The organism is Hymenobacter terrenus, from assembly GCF_000972495.1.
Lineage (GTDB): Bacteria > Bacteroidota > Bacteroidia > Cytophagales > Hymenobacteraceae > Hymenobacter > Hymenobacter terrenus.
In genome coordinates this window covers 20,571-41,268 of record NZ_LATM01000023.1, presented here as the reverse complement: position 1 = coordinate 41,268, position 20,698 = coordinate 20,571, and the positions used below count along the sequence as shown (strand labels likewise).

Below are 20,698 nucleotides of genomic sequence, written 5' to 3'. Positions count from 1 at the left end.
AAGTAAAGGGTTGAAACCGATACCGTTTTTAACTCTTTGCTTCCAATCTGTCTCCGGCGCCCTCTACAGGAGAGAAGTCTGGATGTAGTTTACTGCACCTAAGAATCAGTGCACCAATATTTCCTGCCGCAACGTATTGAGAAAGCACTCGAAGTACAAGGGGTAGTCCTTGTTCCGGAGGCGAGCGGCGTAGTATTGCAGAAACAGCCCCTCAGCTCCTACCCGCACGGCCTTTATCTGGCCCGAATGCAGGTAGTGCTTGGCGGCCCAGCTGGGCATCACCTTCACCCCTAAGCCAGCCTTCACCAATTCCACCGAAGCCTCGGTGAGCGGCACGATGCTGACTGCCCCGGGCTCGACGCCCGCCGGGCCAAACAACTGCTCATACACCACCACGCTGCTCAGGGGCCGCGAATAGATGATGAGCGTCTCGTCGGCAAAATCCTCGGCTACGACGTAGGGACGGCTGGCCCAGGCGTGCTCGACTGGCACGAGGACCAACAGCTCGTCGCTGAACAAGTCGATGAACTCAATATTAGGGTCAACTACCAACGTATTGGTTACTACCACATCCACGCAGCCGCTGAGCAACCGCGGGATAGGGTTGGTGGTGGCTTCGAAGTCGATACAGATTTGCACGTAGGGGAAGTCCCGGGCAAAACGCTTCATGACGCCCGGCAGCCAGTGGTAGCTGGTGTAGCACTCGGTGCTGAGGCTAATGACGCCCTTTTCCCCACCAATCAGTTCCTTGATTTCGGCCTCTGCGCGGCTCCACTCTGCCAGGATAGTGTGGGCCGCGTCGAGCACCTTTTCGCCCACCGGCGTGAGCACCATCTTCTTATTGATGCGGTAAAAAATGGGCGCGCCAAGTTGCAACTCGGCTTCTTTGAGCTGGTGGCTGAGGGCGCTGGGAGTAAGGTGCAGCTTATCAATGGCGCGGGCCATGCTGCCCTCCTCCACAATGGCCCGCACCAGACGCAGGTGACGGATTTCCATAAGGCGAATAATTACCTCAAAACTACGGCGGTGGCTGCAAGAACCGGCCCGGCCGAATGGTGAAATTTCCTCATGATAACGGTGAGAAAAAGTCGCTTTTTCGGCGTGAAACGGCCCAGCGCCTTTGCAGCGCCTTCCGCTATTCGGCCTTCAGGCGACCCGGGCTCCGGGCCCCAAGCGGCGGGGTATTTCACCCCTTTTTTCCCAGCGTTTGTCATGCGCACTCTTCATTTTGCATTCAGCCTGATTCTTGTATTTTTCCTGATAAGCCGCCCGGCACTGGCCCAACGGCTGGACCGCTCCGGTCGCGTCGACCTTTACACGCCGCCAACCTGCCTTTATCGGCCCGGCAACACCTCCCCGTCGATTAGCGCTAATGAGGCGCAGATTCAGCGGATTGAGGTAATTGATGCCCTCACAAGCTACCTCTATTCGCAAACTTCAGCACCCACCCAAACGCCCCTGATTCGGAACGTGCTGGTGGAAACTGACAGGGCCTCGGCACAAGTTGAAACTCGCTTCAAAAGCTCACGCATAACCCATTACATGCAGCTGCGTCTGCAATATGGGCAGTGGCAAGTAGTGGGCATCCGTAGCGACTCGCGAGAGCATCGCTAAGCTGCCCATGCGGCGGGGCCGGGGCACTCCGGTATGAGTCTGCAAGCCCAAATCCGGAGCCAGAGCCCTCCGCTAGCTTCAGGTGAGTGAAAGCAAGCGGCCAAGCTTGCCCCGCGCCCCGCCGCCTTGGTCAATACAACCTTCTAGTTGCCTGCCGACTCCTTATGCCGACTTACGTGTCAGTTGGCTTCGACGGTCGTTCGTCAGGCAGAGGTAACCCTTCACCCAAAAACTTCCTATTTTAATATCGGAACTACTTGGGGCCAACTGGTGCTTTGCGTAAATTGCGCAACTGCTGTAAGTGCTCACAGTTTGGCTTCTAAGTACTTTGTATGAGATTTTTTGCTTCGCTACTCCTGCTCTGCCTGCTTGCAGGGCCAGCCGTGGCTCAGCGGATGGTAATCAGTGGCCAAGTAGTGGAAGCGGCTACCGGTGAGCCGGTGCCTTTCGCCTCCATCTTCGTACCGAAGACCAGCATCGGGGTCACCGCCGACCTGAATGGTAAATTTAAGCTCGCCCTCACCGGCTCTCCTGACTCTATCGCGGCTTCCGCACTCAGCTTTGCCACCATGCGGCGCAAGCTTGGCAGCGAGGCTGAGCAAACCATTCTCTTTCGGCTCAAGCCCGGCGGTGTGGCATTGGCCGAAGTAGTAGTGCGGCCCGGCGAAAACCCAGCTTTCCGCATCTTGCGCGAAGTGCAGAAACACAAGCCTCAGAACGAGCGCAACGCCCTGCAAGCCGCTGAATTTGACTCCTACAACCGCATCGAAACCAGCCTGACGGAGCTACCGCCCTCAATGGCCAAGCGCAAGGTCGTCAAGGATATGCGGGCGTTAGCCGTACGCCGCGGGGCCGCCGCTGCTGCCGACCCAGACGCCCCACTGCCCATCTTCGCTTCCGAAATAGGCTCCCGGGTTTATCAGAAATACACGCCCTTGCGGCGGCGCGAAGATTTGCTGCACAAGCAGATGCGCGGTGCGGGCCCACGCGAAGGCTCGGTGCTTTCGCAAATGCTGGGCTCGAACTTTCAAAACTTCGACTTTTATCCCAACTGGCAGAACGTACTGGGCAAGGACTTCATCTCGCCCATTGCCGAAGGTGGCCGCCTGACCTACGAATACGACCTTCAGGACTCGGTTTTTATTGACAAGGATTGGTGCTACAAAATTGCCGTCTCGCCCAAGCGCGAGCACGACCTAGCCTTCAAAGGCACCATCTGGATTACGGCTGAAGGCTACGCGCTGCGCCGCATCGACGTAGTAGCAAGCCCCAAAGCCAACATCAATTTCGTGAGTGACTTGCGGGTATTTCAGGACCTGACCTCCCCCAACGAAGGGCCGGGCCTCCCTACCCGCACCAGGCTTGTAATGGCCGTGCGCCCCTACGACAAACAGGCCGCCATGCGCGTGCGCTTCACCACGGTGAACTCCAATTTCGTGCGCAATCAGCTGCACAACGAGCCCGGCTTCTACGACCAGCCCATCGTATCGGCCCTCGTGGAGCCGGCAGAGAATGGCGTCGGCAGTGGCTTGGTGAGCGGGCGGCCTCATGACGGCTCCAGTAGCTATTTCGACCAGCACCGGCCCGATACCTTGAGCCTTTCGGAGCGCCAGGTTTTTGCCGTGCTGGACTCGGCCCGCGACCTGCCTTCGGTGCGCAGCACGCTGGATTGGATTGAGTTGTTTGTGAACGGCTATAAGCGCGTGGGCAAGTTTGAGTTGGGGCCGATTTTGAATTCGTATTCCCGTAATGACTTTGAAGGTAGTCGCTTCCGCATCGGCTTCCGGACCACGCCCCAAATCAGCCGTAATTGGGTGACGCAGGCGTACGCGGCCTACGGCACCCAGGACGACCGGTTCAAGTACGGTATCAAGACCAGCTACATCGCCGAGCGCCGCCATTGGACAGTATTCACGGGCGAATTTCGCCACGACGTAGAGCAAGTGGCCTTGCTTGACAACGACTTCCTGCCCGACAACAACTTGTTCATTGCCGCTTCGCGCTGGGGCCGCTTCCAACAGGGCCGGCCCGTGATGCGCGACCTGACAGCCCTGAGCCTGCAGCGCGACCTGTTCCATGGCTTCACCCAAACCATGACCCTGCGCTACCAGAACATCAACCCACTATTCGAATTCAAACGCCATAAGGGCCCCGATGCGCCACCCGCCGGCGAAAGCACTTCCAGCATTCTCCACCTCACCGAACTGGTTGCCGAATCGCGCTACGCTCCCGATGAAAACCTGGTGCAAAGCGAGAACCGCCGTCGCGCCATTGGCCTGAAGCGGTTGCCCGTGTTCGGCTTCCGCTACACCCTGGGTACCATCGACTGGCTAGACGGTAACTTTCTGTATCACAAGTTTAATCTATCGGTAGCCCACAGCGTATCGCTGAGCCATATGGGCCGCCTCAACTACCGCACCGAAGGCAATTACATTCCCACGGCACTGCCCTACCTCGTCCTGAAATCACCACTCGGGAACCAGACGCCCTTTTACAACGCCAACGCGTTCAACCTGATGAACTACTTCGAGTTCATCACTGACCGTTCGTTCACTCTACGCCTCGACCACCATTTCGAAGGCTTCCTCGTAAATTCTATTCCTGGAGTTCGAGCCCTCAACTGGCGGCTCGTGGCCACGGGCAACCTCCTCTATGGCAAGCTATCAGATCGGAACCGTCGGCAGAACATCGCAGAGAAGGACTTGCCGGGTCCCGGCACTACTCCTTATATCGAAGTTGGCTACGGCATTGAGAATATTTTCAAGTTTGTACGGGTCGACTTCATCCACCGGCTCACTTACCGCGACACTCCTGGGGTCACCAAGTTCGGTATCAGAGTGGGAGCTCAATTTCGACTCTGATTTGCCAGGCTAAATCTCGGTAATGACCAAAGCCCCACCATGAACATGGCGGGGCTTTTTCGTTTTTCTATCAGGGCTTTCCCAACGACTGCGGCGGCTTATTGCTTCACTGGCAGCAGCCTTTTTCGTAAGTTAGAGTTGCTATGTCTACTACTCCTGCACATTTAGCTTGTTGGATGCGCGGTTGGGTTCGCCTACTGTGCATTCGCTTTTACGTCCTTCCACTGCTTAGCTTACTGAGCATGCAAGGAGCCCACGCCGCGCCCGAAGACACGCTGGCTGTGAGCTTGGCCCGGCCCGGACTCTATCTCGAAGAGAACTACTACAGCGTACTCGAAGACCCAAGCGGTCGGCTCAGCATCGCCGATGTCCAGTCTCCGGCCTGGGCCCGGCGCTTCATCAAGATGCGCGATTCGGGACACCCTCCCAACATCGAGCATCCGCACAGTGCCTATTGGTTACGCATCACCGTGCGCCACCCTCCCATCGAAACCACCGCTTGGTATCTGGAGCTTTACGACTCACACATTGGCCGGGCGGTATTCTTCCGTCCTCAACTGGGCACCACCGCCACTTACGACAGCGTAGCGACGGGCGCTGCGCTGTCCTTTGCCACCCGGCCCCATCCCTACAAGAACTTTCTGTTCGACCTGCCCCCCCGCCCCGGCCAGACCACTACCTACTACCTCCGGCTGCGCTCCGATACCCGCACCAGCTTCCGGGCCATGCTGCACAGCGGTGCCGGGCTCATCCCTGAGCTGTCGTTGCAATACTGGCTACTCGGCATTTTCTATGGCATCCTGATTATCATGGTGCTATACAACCTGATTCTATACTTCTTTCTAAAAGAAAAGACCTACCTCCATTACGTACTATACGTGCTGAGCGGCACATTACTTTTCCTGACAGAGGATGGGTTAGGCTTCCAGTACCTGTGGTCTCGTGGGCCAGGCCTCAACCACTTTATTGGAGCGGCAGCGCCAGTGCTGTTGATGCTGACGTTTGCTAACTACGCGAGCAGCTTTTTGGATACTGCCTCCCGCCTCCCCGCCTTACACCGCATAGGGCGCTGGGTGATAGGCGCGAGCACGACTTTACTGGCACTCGATGCCGCATTGGTGCACTCAGGCTTTAGCTTCTGGCTATTTCTATTACCTTATGGCTTACTCTATTACATCGGTTTCAAAGCGTATAAAACCGGACTCCGGCCGGCCCGCTACCTGCTATTGGCCCAGGCGCTGGTAGCCACCAGCCTCCTGTTTCTCATTATGCGCAAGTTGGGCATCAACTTTTACAGCAATGCCTACACGGTGTACAGCCTGAACGTGGCTTTTGTGCTAGAAGTAGTCATCCTGAGCTATGCCTTGGGTGAAAAGCTCAAAGGGCTGATGGATATGACCCTGCTGACCCAGAGCCGCCTGTTGAAGCAACTCCACAAAAAGCAGGAGGCTCAGCACCGCTTGGTAGAGCAGATGCGCGAAAACCAGGAGCTGAAAGACCAACTCAACACCGAGCTGGAAGCCCTGGTAGCCCAGCGCACTGCCGAGTTGCGCCGCCAAAATGATACCGTAGCGGCTCGTAATCGTGAGCTGTTAGAAGCTAACAGCTTGCTGGCTCTGCAGTCGGCAGCTATCGAGAAGCTCAATAGTGACCTCAGCCGCGACCTGCACGCCGAAAAAGCGGCCCGTATTGAAGCCCGCGAAGTAGACTTTGGTGAGTTCAGCCAAATCTACCCAGACAAGGACGCCTGCCTACGCTATCTAGCCGACCTGAAATGGGGCCAGAGCACCTACCGCTGCCGCAAGTGTGGCCACGAAAAAAGCTGCGAAGCGCGCGAACCCTACGCTCGCCGCTGCACCCGCTGCCGCTACGTAGAATCGGCTACGGCAGGCACTTTGTTGCAAAAGTGCAAATTCTCGATTGTCAAAGCCATGTACGCTGTATTTCTTCTGCACGCCCATAAAGGCAATTACTCATCCTCTGAATTAGCGCGGGTGCTCGAACTGCGTCAGGCTACCAGTTGGGCTTTTGCTCAGAAAGTGCTGGCCGCACTTCAGCGCCGCCTTCAGGCGCCCGATTACGAAGAAGGCGAAGCGTGGACCCACGTGCTGTTAGATACTACAAATGAGGTTGAACTAATAGAAAATGAGCAAGAAAAACCAGGATAATAATTCACTCAATACTCCGGTATCGATTGCTGATACTCACATTAACAGATTTGGCATTATTGGGAATTTAAGTGGTTATGTCATGATTGCTATTGTTCGCGAATTCCTACCTTCATTTTTCTTTCGCAAAGCCATAATTTTTTTAGTTGTTTTTTAGCGCGAAAGACTGTATCGCTTAAATACCACGCTTATTCTTTTCGGGGCTAATCAAGACCTTTTGCGTGTGTAGCAAACGTATAGCAAGTGCGTGTACTCACTTCATAAATGCCCAAAACAACACTGATGAGGCATTTTCTTGCTTGTATTTGCAAAACACACCCCTATACATTTGGGCTACACCTTCCGCCCAATGTTCTTGTTTCGGTTCGCCCAATTTTCCTTTTCAGTAGCAAAAGCTCAAGCAGCCGTAGCTACTCTTAGAGGCTTCCGAGTGTGGCGTAATATGACTCTTGCGCCACCACTCTTAGCCGTCCGCCGACGGGGTATAGTGCCTATTACACCTGCTGCCGCAGGGGTCTCGGTAGCGCCAGAAGGTCTGGCTGATTTACGAGCCCTTTCCTTTAGTCCGCGCGTGCGGCAGTTACTAGCACACATAACCTTGGAAGGGGAAAGCGGGCATGTCACGCGACGCAACCTATCGGCGATAAATGCAATTGACGAAGGCAGGGATATTAGATTAAGTTTAGCTAAGGCACCAGCGCTAGCTCGGAATTTTCATATTGATTCTTTTATTAATGGGGATGCGTTGCCGGTGCCACAGTGGATGTGGTACTCGGGGGCTCTGCAGCGCATTACCTGGCCAATGCGCTTACTGACGCCCTTCAAAGAACGAGCCTTTGTCAGCGGCCAAGCCCACGTGTTGACCATCAACATCCACTCACTACGCGACCTCAGCCATCCTGATAGCCAAGGACAGGCCCAAGTGGAAGACGGATGGTACACCCTCTGGATAGGGCCGCAGTCGGCACGGTTTCGCTATGCGGGCGCCGCTGCCTCCGGGCATAGCGACGACACCACCGCATCCAGGCAGCTTATTCCAAATAATTGGTTACAAATGTTTTCACCATTCGCTTATCACTTAAAAAACTCCCACCATGAAGCGAACTTTTTACATGATTGCGTTGGTGCGCCGTACTGCAGTATTGCTAGCCTGCGGGCTACCTGCAGTGGCCGCCGCCGCTCCCACGGCCACTCCCCTCCTGCTGCAAGCCGCCGCAGATGTGCCCATTTCGGGCCGGGTAACGGGGCCCGACGGCGCCGGGCTGCCCGGCGTAACGGTCCTGGTGCGTGGTACCACCATCGGTAGTATTTCCAACTCCGATGGGGCTTTCAGCCTAAATGCGCCGGAGAGTAGCACGCTGGTGTTCAGCTTTGTTGGCTACACGACCCAAACAGTGGAAGTGACGGCCGCCAATGCCAGTGCCCTCAACATTATCCTGAAGGAAGACACCCAAAAGCTCAATGAGGTAGTGGTGGTTGGCTACGGTACCCAGCAGCGGGGTAGCGTCACGGGGGCTATTTCGTCGGTTAGCGCGCAGGAGCTGGTGCGCCAGCCCGTGCCCGACGTGACGCAGTCGATACAAGGCAAGGTTTCTGGTGTTACAATTATATCCAACGGTGGCGCTCCCGGTGGCGCAGCGGGCACGTCGGTGCGCGTGCGCGGCATCACTTCGGCAGGCAACAACAGCCCGCTGTACGTAGTCGACGGGTTTCCGCTGCCAGAGTCCAGGGACGCTAACGGCAACGTGCAGGAAAACCAGCTGAACGCCATCAGCCCGAACGACATTGAGACAATCGACATCCTGAAGGATGCCTCCGCAACGGCTATTTACGGGGTGAGGGCGGCCAATGGCGTGGTCCTGATTACCACTAAGCGCGGCAAAGCAGGCAAAACCACCATCAATGTGGATGCCTACCGCGGCGTGCAAACGGTGGTCCGCAAGCTCGACCTGCTTAATGCGCAGGAGTATGCGGTCATCAACAACGAGAGCCGGATTGCGGCGGGCCTGCCCATTGTGGTAGATAAGCTTCGCGACCCCGCCGCGCTGGGGGAAGGCACCAACTGGCAGGATTTAGTATTCCGCCGGGCCCAGATTCAGAACTACTCGCTCTCGACTACCGGCGGCAACGAAAAGGCGCGGTACGCATTATCGGGCACGTATTTCCAGCAGGATGGCACCATTGTCGGTTCACAATTCGAGCGCTTTACCTTGCGGGCGAATGGCGACGTGCAGGTGAATAAGATTCTGAAGCTGGGCAACAGCATTCAGCTGACGCACATAGAAGACCGGCAGATTACGACTAACAACGGCGAGTACGGCACGGTGCAGCAGATGCTGCGCATTCCGGCTACCGTGCAGCCCTACCGGCCCGATGGTTTCTGGTACGAGCCCAACGGCGCTACCGACAACTTTATTGAGGAGAACCCCTTGGCCAGCGCGCTGCTGAACAAGCCTCAGAAATTTAGTCGCAATCGGGCGCTTACCACTTTGTTTGCGGAGCTGGAGCCGCTAAAAGGCCTGCGCCTGCGAACCAACGTGGGGGCCGACCTCATTTTCGATAACTACAATACCTTCCGGCCCGCGGCTCCGGTGTTGTCGGGCTACACGTCGCGCTACACGGTGGCCGGCGCGGGGGCTACAGCCACGGCCAGCTACGCGCCCAGCTACCTGATTGAAAACACGGCCACGTACGACCATCTTTTCGCCAACAAGCACCAGGTAACCTTGCTGCTGGGGCAGTCGGCGCAGGAATTCAACTACAGCAATGTGGAAGCCTACCGCACGGGCTACCTGCGCAACGACCTGCCGGTCATCAATTCCGGCCCCATCAATGCGCAGCTGGCTAACGCGGGCACCGTCAACACGCCGCAGCATCTGGCCAGCTACTTCAGCCGGCTCAACTACGAGTTTGCGGGCAAGTACCTGTTTTCGGCCGTCGTGCGCTACGATGGCTCCTCGGTATTTCCGCCCGGCGAGAAGTTCGGCTTTTTCCCCGGCGTGTCAGCGGGGTGGCGCATCTCGGAAGAGGATTTCATGAAGGGCAACAACACCATCAGCAACCTGAAGCTGCGGGCGGGCTACGGCAAAGTGGGCAACCCCTTGAACGCCGGCCGATTTGCTTATCTGTACGGTATCAATTTCGGTATCACTTATCCGTTCGGGCCGGATGGGACCATCAACACCGGCGGCGCGCCTACCCGGCTGGCCAATGCTAATCTGCGCTGGGAGAACAACAACCAAACGAACATTGGTCTGGACATGGGCTTCCTGGAAAATCGCATTGAGGCCAGCATCGACGTTTATAACCGCAGCTCGCCCAACCTGATTGCACCCGTGCCCGTGTCTTACGTATCGGGCACGTACGAGAGCGTGAATACCAACGCGGCATCGGCCTACAACCGGGGTGTGGACTTTTCGCTGACCTCGCACAACTTCACCGGCACCGGGGGCGACCTGAACTGGTCGACGACGCTGAACGTATCAGCCTACAAGACCCGGCTGGAGTCGCTGGGCGCCGGCCTGCCCTACAACGGGCCTAACTACCTGAGTGGCTACAACGTGGTGCGCTACGACGCGGGCCAGGCCTTCGGCTCGTTCTACGGCTTCGTGGCCGATGGGTTGATTCAGACCACCGAGGAGCTGACGGCCCTGAATGCCGGGGCGAAAACCGGCCGGGCCAAGGCTGATTTCTATCAGAACTCGGGGACGGCCCCGGGCGACATCAAGTTCCGGGATACCAACGGCGATGGCACCATCACGGCCACCGACCGGACGTTCATCGGCAATCCCAACCCGGATTTCACGTACGGCGTTACCAACACCTTTACCTATAAAGGCTTTGACCTCAGCCTCTTTATTCAGGGCTCGCAGGGCAACGATGTGTACAACCTGAACCGCTACATCACGGAAAGCGCCCTGTACGGCGCCAACAGTGGCACCACCCGCGTGCTGAACCGCTGGACGGGCCCGGGCACGAGCAACAGTGTGCCCCGCGCCATCGACAGCGACCCGAACGGCAACCTGCGGGTATCGACCTACTACATCGAGGATGGCTCCTACGCCCGCCTCAAAAACCTGACGTTTGGCTACACGCTGCCCCAGAGCATCCTCACCCGGCTGACAGCTACGCAGCTGCGCGTGTACTTCACGGCTCAAAATCTGGTCACTCTCACCAAATACAGCGGCTACGACCCGGAGGTGAGCGCCACGGGTATCGACCTGGGTATCTACCCGCAGTCGCGCGTGTTCATGGGCGGCCTGAACATCGGGTTCTAACCTCTTTAAATTCCCACACAACGATGAATATCTCAAAATACACTTGCGGCGCTTTCCTGCTGTCGTTGGGATTAGTAGCTGGCTGCGGCGAGAAATTTCTGGAGGAAGCCCCCTCCGACCAAATAACGGACGCCAACTTTTACAAAACCGAGAGCGACGCCATTCAGGCGGTGACGGCAGTATATAGCGAGCTGACGAAAGAGGGCCAGTACAACCTTGCTTTATGGGGAATGGACATCATGGCGGACGTTTCGACGAGCGGCGGCGGGGGCGGGAGCGACGGCATCGAGTACTCGCAGCTGGATAATTACAACATCCCGGCCAACAACACGGTGGCAACGCGCCTCTGGCAGGGGTCTTTCCTGTCTATTCAGCGGGCCAACATTGTGCTGCAGAAGGTGCCGGCCATTACGGCCATCGACCCGGTTATTAAGAAGCGCTGCCTGGGCGAGGCACAGTTTTTGCGCGCCAAGTTCTACTTCGACCTGGTGCGCGTGTACGGCGATGTGCCCCTGTTCACGACCCCGCCCGCCAACGTAGCGGAAGTGAAACGGCCCCGGACGCCCGCCGCGGAGATTTACAAGCAAATCGAGCAGGATTTGACCGATGCCATTGGCAACCTGCCGCCGACGTACACGGGCAACGACATCGGCCGGGCCACCAAGTGGGCAGCAACGGGGCTGCTGGCGAAGGTGTACCTCACTGAAGGCAAAAAGACTGAGGCGGCGCAGCGCGCCCGGGAGGTTATCAACAACTCGGGGAAAAGCCTGTGGCCCAACTATGCCGACAATTTTAAGGTGGCCAACGAAAACGGGCAGGAGTCGCTGTTTGAGGTGCAATATGTTAACGGGCGCAACCAATACGACCGGAACAGCCTGGGATTTGCGGGCAACGAGTTCTTCGCGCCCCGGGGCTCGGGCCTCACGCCGGCGGGCGGTGGCTACGGCTTTAACATTCCGGAGCCCGACTTTGTGAATGGCTACGAGGTCGGCGATACGCGCAAGGCCGTGACCGTGTGGGTGCCGGGCGATGCCTACCCGGGTGGAGGGTCGCAGCCGGCCAACCTGCCCGGCTCGCCGTTTGGCTACAACTGCAAGAAGTGGTTTGTGGGCAAGGTGAATACCAACATCTGGGACTCTCCGCTGAACGTGCCGGTGCTGCGCCTGGCCGAAGTGTACCTGATTCTGGCCGAGGCGGTGGGCCCCACGCCGGAAGGCTTGGACGCCATCAATACCGTCCGGCGCCGCGCCTTTGGGCTCAGCCTGACGGCGCCCTCCCCCGCCCACGACCTGACGGCCAGCACCCCCAACTTCACCGATGCCGTGCTTCGGGAGCGCCTCTACGAGCTGGCGTTCGAATTTGACCGGTGGTTTGATTTAAAGCGGACCGACAAGCTTATCCCGGTGATGACGGCTCAGGCCGCCTACCTGCGCGGGGTGGGCATTACGCGGGGCGTACCCACTGCCACCAACCTGGTACTGCCCATTCCGCAATCGGAGCTTGATGCCAACCCTTCCCTGGTTCAGAACCCAGGCTACTAAGCCACTCCCTCATTTTTAGCCTGATTTTCCATGAAAGACATTCGGAATAACGCGGTTTGGGCATTCCTTGGCGGCTCTGTGCTGCTGGCCTCCTGCGATAAAAACGATACGGGCAGCCTGGAAGGACCGGTTCCCCAAGGCACCTTCACTACCAGCGCCAGAAGCGTGGGCCTCACCACGGAGGTCACGTTTACCGCGGCCCCTACCAACGACGCCTTTCTCTATCAGTGGGAGTTCGGCGATGGGGCCAACGGGGCGCCTTCGGTGGGTAAGGGACAAACCGTGACTCACGTGTACAGCAAGGGCGGCACCTTCCAGACACAGCTGATTATGGCGGGCCGCGGGGGCACGGGCTTCTCCGAAAAAAAGCCGGTGGTCATTCCTTCCACCCTCAACCTGGTGAAGCAATACCTCACGGGAGGCTCGGCGCGCACCTGGAAACTAGATAATACCGTGGATGCCCCCATCGTGGTGGGTCCCGACGATGACCATCCGACTCAGTACTTCGCTGGTGGGCCGGCCGGTAGCCTGCCCCCGTGCCAGGCCGACGATGAGTTCACCTTCACCACCGCCAACGTGTATTCCTACGATGCCAAAGCCCAGACCTTGGTGGCGGGGGCTTCGTGCGCCGCACCACGCACCGCCTCCACGCCCTTCACGCTGGGGGCCGCCACGGGAGCCGGTGTCGGGCAGCTTACGCTGGCCACTGCCGGCTCGTTTATCGGCATCACCGACGCGCCGGATTTGATTTACCGGATTCTTGACATTGACGACCAGCACATGACGCTACGCGCCGGCAGTTCCACGGCGTCGGTGGTGTTTACCATGAAGCTCATGGTGAAATAGCCGCCCGGTTCGCTCACGCCTCTTTTGCTCTTCCTCATACAACCGCTCCCGCGCCATTTACTATGTCGGCCGTGGGCCGGGGCCAGCTTCGAACCCGCTTTTCATGATTCTGAATGTGCCAGAAGCCAACGTAGGTGCCACCGAAGCCGGGGTAACGGGGGCATGGCAGTAGCCTAAACAGGGCTGGTGTGTCCGTGGGTATCAACGTAAGAAAAATAAGTCGACTTGCTACCTACTTGGTAGCAAGTCATGGAATAATAAATAGCTCGTTACCCATACGGTAGCAAGTCATGAAATAATTAATAACTCGCTACCCATACGGTAGCGAGTTATTAATTATTTCATGACTTGCTACCCGGCAAGGCAGCATGCGAGGCCCGCCCACGGTATTGATGCGCGGCAGCCGAAATTCCGGCCTAGCCGACCCTATCTTCGGGGCCTACTCAACTCTACCCGCCGTGCCGATTCTTCATGCTGAGCTTCAGGTCCTGGGCCGCCAGGTACCTTGTGCTAGCGCTTCTTTCTCCTTCCACCAGGCCACTGATGATAAAGGCCGCCCCAGCTCAACGGTGCGCAATGGCTTGCTGGAAGTGGTGCTCACCGGCCATGCCGCCGCCTTACCTATCTGGCCCGAGTTAAAGCTCGACCCTTTTCGGCGGGTGAGCGGCCACCTTATCTTCTTCAAAGGCACCGGGCAGACGGCCAAGCGCTACACCTTCTACGATGCGGCGCTGGTGTACTTCGACTGTCGGCTGGAGGCGCGCGGCCAGCACCAGCAGGCGGCCTTGGTCACGACACTACACTTCTCGGCCGCTACGGTGGAGGTGCAGGGCCAGCGGGTGCAGGCCTACAGCCGCATTCCTTGGCGGACCGATCCAGCCACCAGCTTCCGCGCCCTGACTAAACCGCCCGACCCACTCCCCTGGGCCGGGCTCGGGGTCGTCGTGCGCGAAAGCCTGCTCAAAGCCGAGCAGCTTGCCAGCGGGCTGGTCAAGCAGGTCATTACGCCGGCTGGGGTATTGAGTACCGAGATTTTGAGCCTGAGTGCGGCGGCAGTGGCGCGGGCGGCTTCGCTCACGGCCGGGATTTTGCTCACCCCGGCTAATGACGTGAACGCGCCGGGCTATGCCCCGGAAAATCAGTTTAGCAAGAACCACCCCATTCCTCTACCGAACCGCGACCAGTTGCGCCTTGCGGAATTAGAACTCGAACACACGCGGCGCACGCTTACCCCTGACGAGGAAGCGGAAATGATTGCCCTGCTGGCCAAGGTTAAGGGGGTTCATGTGAGCCGCCTGAGCGATTTGGACGTGGCCGGGCCTTTGCGGGGGAACATGGTCGCGTTGCCCGGTTTCCATTATATATCGTTGGCTTACACCAAACGGTCTGAAGCCGACTTGATTTTGTTGCGCAACAAGTTTAACTCCTCAGCCCGCAAGACTTTTCTCAAGAAAATTGGTAGCGACCCTCACTCCATAGCACAACTTAAACAAGCTGGCTTCGATGATGATGACATCGCTGAAATAGCAGAAGGGGTTCAACCTATTGACTACCAAGTTCACCATAAATTGCCGCTGGACGATGGCGGAGACAATAGCTTCGATAATTTGGTGCTGATTAAAAATGAACCCTATCACAAAACCATTACCAACTTACAGAATACTGCCACGCGTGGCTTGCAAGCTAGCCAGACTCGCGTAATTCAGTGGCCAATATGTCTTGGAATAGTTTACCCAGTTAAGTAGCAATCATCATGGACCAAACCTTTTTAAATTTATTAGCAGAGGTAAAAGATTTTCAACGTCCTCATGAGTTGCAGCCTGCTGCTAATTCGGAGTTGATAACTACACTCCTACAGCGAACAGCCACCATATTGGCTTACTCGCCACCCGCATTCTACTTGGAATTACTGCAAATAACTGACGGTATCGCACGTAATGGAATACAGGTGTATGGTAGTCATACACAACGCATCCAAGGCATAGCTCGTGAAAGTTTTATTCAAGGTTTAGTGGAGGCTAATGTCATTTGGCGCGAGTTCGCGCCGAACAACGACTACATTTTCTTTGCCGAGTCAGGTAGCGACCTCTACCAACACAATTTGCAGACCAACCGCTTTGAAGTCGCCGACCGGGTTGGCCGAACTGTGTTTAATACATTCGCCACCGTGGAAGCACTCTTTGAGACTATTTTTAACCATATGCTTGACCGCTACAGTGACGACACAGAGGAAGCAGAATAAAGGCTAAAAGGGGGCTTCTTCATGCCGAGCTTCAGCTACTAAGCCGCCAGGTGCCTTGTGCTATCGCTTCTTTCTCCTTCCGCCAGGCCGCCGACTACCAGGGCCGCCCCAGCTCGACGGTGCGCAATGGCTTGGTGGAAGTGGTGCTCACCGGCCACGCCGCCGGCTTATCCATCTGGCCCGAGTTAAAACTCGACCCTTTCCGGCGGGTAAGCGGGCACTTGGTCTTCTTTCAAGGCACCGGGCAGACAGCCAAGCGCTACACCTTCTACGACGCAGCCTTGGTGTACTACGACTGCCGGCTGGAGGCACGCGGCCAGCACCAGCAGGCGGCCTTGGTCACGACGCTTCACTTCTCGGCCGCCACGGTGGAGGTGCAGGGCCAGCGAGTGGAAGCCTACAGCGTCATCCCCTGGCGGACCGACCCCGCTACCAGCTTCCGCGCTCTGACCAAGCCGCCTGACCCGCTGCCCTGGGCCGAGCTCGTCGTGCGCGAAGCGCCAGCGCCAATATCCGGCATACCATTCGGCGTTCCCGTATCTTTGGCTACGGCTGCGCCTGGTGGTGCCGGCCCCCTTTTCGCATGATTTCAGCCACCTATCTGCAACGTCTGCTTGGCTTCAAAGCCAGTGAAACCCGTACCGTGGGGCTGTTTTTGCTCCACAATTTTCTGCTGGGTATTGGCTCGGTGCTGGTGTATGTGGCGGCCAACGTGCTGCTGCTGGAGCACGACCCCGAGCACAGCCTGCCTTTGGCCTACATCGCGGGGGCGCTGGCCATGATGGCCGTGGGCAAGATTTATACTTATTTCGAGCACCACTACCTGCTCCGGAAACTGGCCGTGCGCGTGCTGCTGGCCGTGGTGGCCCTTACCGGCGTGCTGGGCGTGCTGGTAGCCGTGGGCCATTCGGTGGCAGCCGCGGTGGCCATTATGGTGGGCTACCGGATTATTTACTTGCTGACCAATCTGGAATTCTGGGGCGTGTCGGCGGTAGTATTTGATGTGCGGCAGAGCAAGCGGCTCTTCAGCGTCATCAGCTCGGGCGACATGCCGGCGAAGGCCCTCGGAGCTATTCTGGCGGCCCTTATCCACGGCGACACGCAGTTGCCGGTGCTGCTGGGCGTGTCGTTTGTGGCCTACCTGGGGGCACTGTTTGCCTTGCGCTCTACCCTCAACTCGCACGTGGTTGAGGCGACGGCGCGGCCCGTGCGTCGGCCCCAGCGGGCGCCGGGCCAGCTCGCCCGGCAGCTCTTTGGCGGCAGCGAGCTGGTGCTGGCCATGTGCCTGAGCCTGGTGGCCATCGCGGCAGTACTCACGGGCGTGGAGTACATGTTTTTTCTCAACGTGAAGCACAAGTTTCACGAGTCGGACGACATCACCCGCTCGGTGGGCTGGGTGCTGACGGGTACCTACCTGGCGGCCATGTTCTTTAAGCTGCTAGTGAGCCGGCAGGCACTGGAGCGCTACGGCGTGCAGTGGTCGTTGCGGCTGCTGCCCGTGGTGGCGCTGCTGTGTCTGGCCCTGTTCGGCGGCTTGCAGGCCGCGGGCGGCTACGGCCAAATGGGGCAATTAGCCTTTTTCTCCGGCCTGTACCTGCTGCTGGAAGTGCTGCGTCGCACCGTGTTCGACCCGGTCTTTCTGGTGCTGTTTCAGCCCCTGGCGCCGCAGCAGCGGCTGGCGGCCCACACGCTGGCCAAAGGCTTCTACGAGCCGCTGGGCATGGGGCTGACGGGTTTGCTATTCTTCGGCTTTCGCTACGTCGGCTTGCTCGACGGCGGCCTTCCCTTCGTCTGGATGGCGGGGCTCCTCCTCCTGGCCCTGCTGTTTTTGCGCCGCACCTACGTCAGCTACATCGCCGAGCTCAAGGAAGGCCTGGGCCGCCGCTTTACCGAAACCGCCGACCTAGCCCTGCCCGATGCCGCGCTGCAAGTGGTGCTGGCCCACCTGCGCAGCCCCCACGCCACCGAGGCTCTGAACGCCGTAGCCTGGCTGCGCCAACGCGAGCCGGCCGCCCTCAGCAGCCACGCGGCCGCCCTCCTCGAACACGCCGATGAGCGGGTCCGCCTTGCCCTGCTGGCTACCCCCGAAGTCCGTCCCCTACCCACGGAAGCCCTGCAAGCTCTGGCCCTGCGCGACCCAGCACCGGCCGTGCGAGAAGCCGCCGCCCAACAGCTTGCCACCAACCCCGAGCACTCAGCCGTAGCCCAGCTGCTGACGAGCGCGGACCTGGCAGCACGCCAGGGAGCCATTCGCGGCGTACTTGAGAAGACACCCCAGCATAGCGCCGCGCAAAAAAGCCTTCAAGGGCTGTTGCAGAGCCATTCGCCCGCCGTGCAGCGGGCGGCGCTGGCGCTACTCTCCTTTTTCCCATTCGAGACCCAAAGCCAGTTGATTAAGCGCAGCCTGGAAAGCAGCGAGCCCGGCATAGCGTCTGCGGCCCTAGCCGCCATTGGCACGGTGGGTCACCCCAAGCTGGCCTACCACCTGCTGCTGGCGCTGGGCGACAAACAGCGCTGGCAATCTGCCGCCGACAGCCTCGTGGCCCTTGGCCCGGCCGTAGTGCCGATGGTGCGCGAAGCCTTGCACCGCAGCCCCGGCAACGTCCAGACCCAGCGCCTGGTTTCCGTGCTCGAACGCATCGACGCCCCGGCCAGCCGGACGGCGCTGATAGAGTTGGCACGGGGCCCGCAGCTGTTTTCGCGGGCGGCGGCCTTGCGCGCCCTGCGCCGATTCCCGGCTGTGCCAGCCGATGCTGCGCTATTCGAGCAGCTGCTGCGCGAGGAATTCAGCCTAGCGGCCCAATTGCTGCGCAGCCTCGTGGTCAGCCCGCTCCCCGACCTCCACACCGCCGTCGATTACGAGCTGATGCTCATTCACCAGCGCGTGTTTGGCTTGTTGGCGCAGCTCTACGATGCCGACCTCGTGGCCACGGCCCAACGCAACGTGGCCCACGCCGCCCGCGAGCGCCAGGCCAACGCCCTCGAAATTCTCGACAACCTCATTCCCCGGTCCATTTATCAAGGCCTGCAAGCCCTGCTCGATGACGCCCCGGTGGCGGAGAAAGCCGCAATTTTCACGACACTCACTGCCCCCGGCGCCCCGGTGCGCCCCCAGCTTATGGCCATGGCCGGTAATGCTGCCGCCGCGGGCCGCGCCGTCGCCTCCGAGCCCCTCATCCCGGTCCTGCCGCCCACTGAGGCGCTGCCCACGCTATTGCTACGACGCGGCCCGGCGGCCTTCACTACCTGGACGCTCGGGGTAGCCCTGCGCCACTGGCAGCCCACCGAAGCTGACGCCGTTGAGTTGCTGCGCCCCTACCTACAATCGACCAATGCGCTGCTGGTCGAAAGTGCGCGGCTAGCCGCCGCCGCGCTGACCGCCCACACGGGCCAGCCCTTATCCGATTTCTCTCCCTATCCCGCCATGAGTCACTCCCCCGCTGCCGCTGCCCGCATATCCGCCCTGGAACGGGTAGTAGTGCTCAAAAGCACTGCTCTTTTTGCCCACACGCCCGAAAACGTGTTGAGCAGCATCGTGCCTATTATGAAGGAAGTGAACTTCCACGAAGGCGAGGAAATTTTCGCCAAGGGCGACATCGGTACCTCCCTTTTCATCCTGCACGATGGCCAAGTGGGCATTTTCAATGGCAATCAGCAACTAACTACCTTCGGCCCAGGCGACTTTTTCGGGGAGTTGGCCCTGCTCGATACGGAGCCGCGCTCAGCTTCCGCGGCCGCGCTTAGCCAGGTGCTCGCCTTCCGGCTCGACCAGGAGGATTTCTACGACGTGATGGAAGAACGCGGTGAGGTGCTGCGCAACATCCTGCGCCTGCTGTGCCAGCGCATTCGCCTGCAAAACGAGAAAATGCGCGAGCTGGCCCAATAGCGCGCATTCGTAGCGGGCAGCCTTTGCTGCGTGGCACGAGCGCAGCGAGTATCAGGCATCAGAACCTAACGTGAAGAACTCGCTGCGCTCGTGCCACGCAGCAAAGGCTGCCCGCTACGAATGCGCGCTACAAACGCGTTACGAATGCGCGTCACTACTCCACTACTTCGTAAATCTTCACCGGCTCGGCCTTGTTTTTCAGCGTTACCTCGCTCACGAACTCACATTGAAAGGATTCTTTCACTTGTTCGTAAACGGCTTCGCTGATGATAATCTGACCCGCTTTAGCGGCGGACTGCAGCCGTTGCGATGTATTCACCACGTCGCCAATGACTGTGTAATCCAAACGCTTGAGCGAGGCTGAACCAATGTTACCAGACACTACCTCGCCGGTATTAACGCCAATGCTGACCTCGGGGCGGTAGTCGAAGCCGATGGGCAGCGGCGCATCGCTCTTCTGCAAAACCGTGCGCGCCGACAGCGCCGCGTCAATGGCGCGGTCGAGGTGGTGCTCACCACGGAATACAGCCATTACGGCATCACCCATAAACTTATCAATATAGCCACCCTGAGCAATTACCTCCTTCACTATCAGGTCGAAGTAGGTATTGAGTAGGCCCACGACATCGGTGGGAGACAGCTTTTCGGATAGGGCCGTGAAGCCGCAAATGTCGAGGAAAACCACAGTGGCTTCCACCGTTTCGCTGGCTAGCAGGCGGTTTTCGAAGTCGGGTCGGGTCATGAAGTTCAGCACCGTCTCGTCGACATACATCTTCAGGATGTTATTTTCCTGAATGGCGCGGAGCGTATCGCGCAGCTGACGCACCTGGTTGGCGGTTTTTTCGATGGTCACCTCCAGGTCGGTAAAATCCACCGGCTTCACCACGAAGTCGAAGGCGCCACGGTTCATGGCGGTGCGCAGGTTGCCCAGGTCACCGTAGGCCGACACTATCACCGTTTTCATGGCCGGGTGCTGGTCGTGGGTGTGGGTGAGCAGAGTCAGCCCATCCATCACGGGCATATTAATATCACTGAGAATAACGGCAGTATCGGGGTGTTCCACGATTCGCTCCAACGCCTCTTTGCCGTTGGTGGCGAACACAAACTCGTAAGTGCTCTCGCGGATTTTGCGGCGGAATTTCTGCTTGATGAGCAATTCGAGGTCGGCTTCGTCGTCGACCACCAAGATTTTCGTCTTCATTTAGTTGTCAGTTGGTATTTGCTAGCTGTCAGTCGTTAGTGGTTGGTGGCTGGTTGCAGGAT

General features: G+C 58.5%; 12 protein-coding genes. 10 read left to right on the top strand and 2 right to left on the bottom strand.

From position 1 onward, the window contains the following. Positions 1–105: 105 nt before the first annotated feature. Positions 106–996 (bottom strand): LysR family transcriptional regulator, encoded by an 891-nt coding sequence (locus WX88_RS20555; RefSeq protein ID WP_046246296.1) that lies wholly within the window; start codon positions 994–996, stop codon positions 106–108. Between the two features lie 216 nt (positions 997–1,212). On the opposite strand from WX88_RS20555, the gene WX88_RS20550 reads away from it, so the two are divergent. From WX88_RS20550 to WX88_RS20505, 10 genes are all read left to right on the top strand, one after another. After that, positions 1,213–1,614 (top strand): hypothetical protein, encoded by a 402-nt coding sequence (locus WX88_RS20550; RefSeq protein ID WP_156176313.1) that lies wholly within the window; start codon positions 1,213–1,215, stop codon positions 1,612–1,614. A 332-nt stretch (positions 1,615–1,946) separates the two neighbouring features. Continuing rightward, on the top strand, positions 1,947–4,475 hold the full coding sequence (locus tag WX88_RS20545) for a DUF5686 and carboxypeptidase-like regulatory domain-containing protein (protein ID WP_046246294.1): 2,529 nt from the start codon (positions 1,947–1,949) through the stop codon (positions 4,473–4,475). Positions 4,476–4,717: 242 nt separating this feature from the next. Beyond that, positions 4,718–6,643, top strand: coding sequence for a 7TM diverse intracellular signaling domain-containing protein (locus tag WX88_RS20540; protein ID WP_046246293.1), 1,926 nt, complete (start codon positions 4,718–4,720; stop codon positions 6,641–6,643). 1,094 nt (positions 6,644–7,737) lie between these two features. Next, positions 7,738–10,920: a SusC/RagA family TonB-linked outer membrane protein gene (locus WX88_RS20535; protein ID WP_082116184.1), complete on the top strand. Its 3,183-nt coding sequence runs from the start codon at positions 7,738–7,740 to the stop codon at positions 10,918–10,920. Between the two features lie 23 nt (positions 10,921–10,943). Continuing rightward, positions 10,944–12,461 (top strand): RagB/SusD family nutrient uptake outer membrane protein, encoded by a 1,518-nt coding sequence (locus WX88_RS20530; RefSeq protein WP_046246292.1) that lies wholly within the window; start codon positions 10,944–10,946, stop codon positions 12,459–12,461. Positions 12,462–12,491: 30 nt separating this feature from the next. Then, positions 12,492–13,307 (top strand): PKD domain-containing protein, encoded by an 816-nt coding sequence (locus tag WX88_RS28065; protein WP_052732913.1) that lies wholly within the window; start codon positions 12,492–12,494, stop codon positions 13,305–13,307. Between the two features lie 368 nt (positions 13,308–13,675). After that, positions 13,676–15,052 (top strand): type VI secretion system tube protein TssD, encoded by a 1,377-nt coding sequence (tssD, locus tag WX88_RS28060; protein WP_052732912.1) that lies wholly within the window; start codon positions 13,676–13,678, stop codon positions 15,050–15,052. A gap of 8 nt (positions 15,053–15,060) precedes the next feature. After that, on the top strand, positions 15,061–15,549 hold the full coding sequence (locus WX88_RS30330) for a YrhA family protein (protein WP_156176312.1): 489 nt from the start codon (positions 15,061–15,063) through the stop codon (positions 15,547–15,549). Further along, positions 15,546–16,136: a type VI secretion system tube protein TssD gene (tssD, locus tag WX88_RS28055; RefSeq protein WP_262489854.1), complete on the top strand. Its 591-nt coding sequence runs from the start codon at positions 15,546–15,548 to the stop codon at positions 16,134–16,136. The genes WX88_RS30330 and tssD (WX88_RS28055) overlap by 4 nt, the downstream gene beginning before the upstream one ends. Further along, on the top strand, positions 16,133–19,435 hold the full coding sequence (locus WX88_RS20505) for a cyclic nucleotide-binding domain-containing protein (protein WP_046246289.1): 3,303 nt from the start codon (positions 16,133–16,135) through the stop codon (positions 19,433–19,435). Before tssD (WX88_RS28055) ends, WX88_RS20505 begins: the two co-directional genes overlap by 4 nt. A 154-nt stretch (positions 19,436–19,589) precedes the next feature. Here WX88_RS20505 and WX88_RS20500 read toward each other — a convergent pair whose 3' ends face one another. After that, the gene (locus WX88_RS20500; protein ID WP_046246288.1) at positions 19,590–20,636 is read right to left on the bottom strand and encodes an adenylate/guanylate cyclase domain-containing protein; all 1,047 of its coding nucleotides are present in this window, start codon (positions 20,634–20,636) and stop codon (positions 19,590–19,592) included. Positions 20,637–20,698 lie beyond the last annotated feature (62 nt).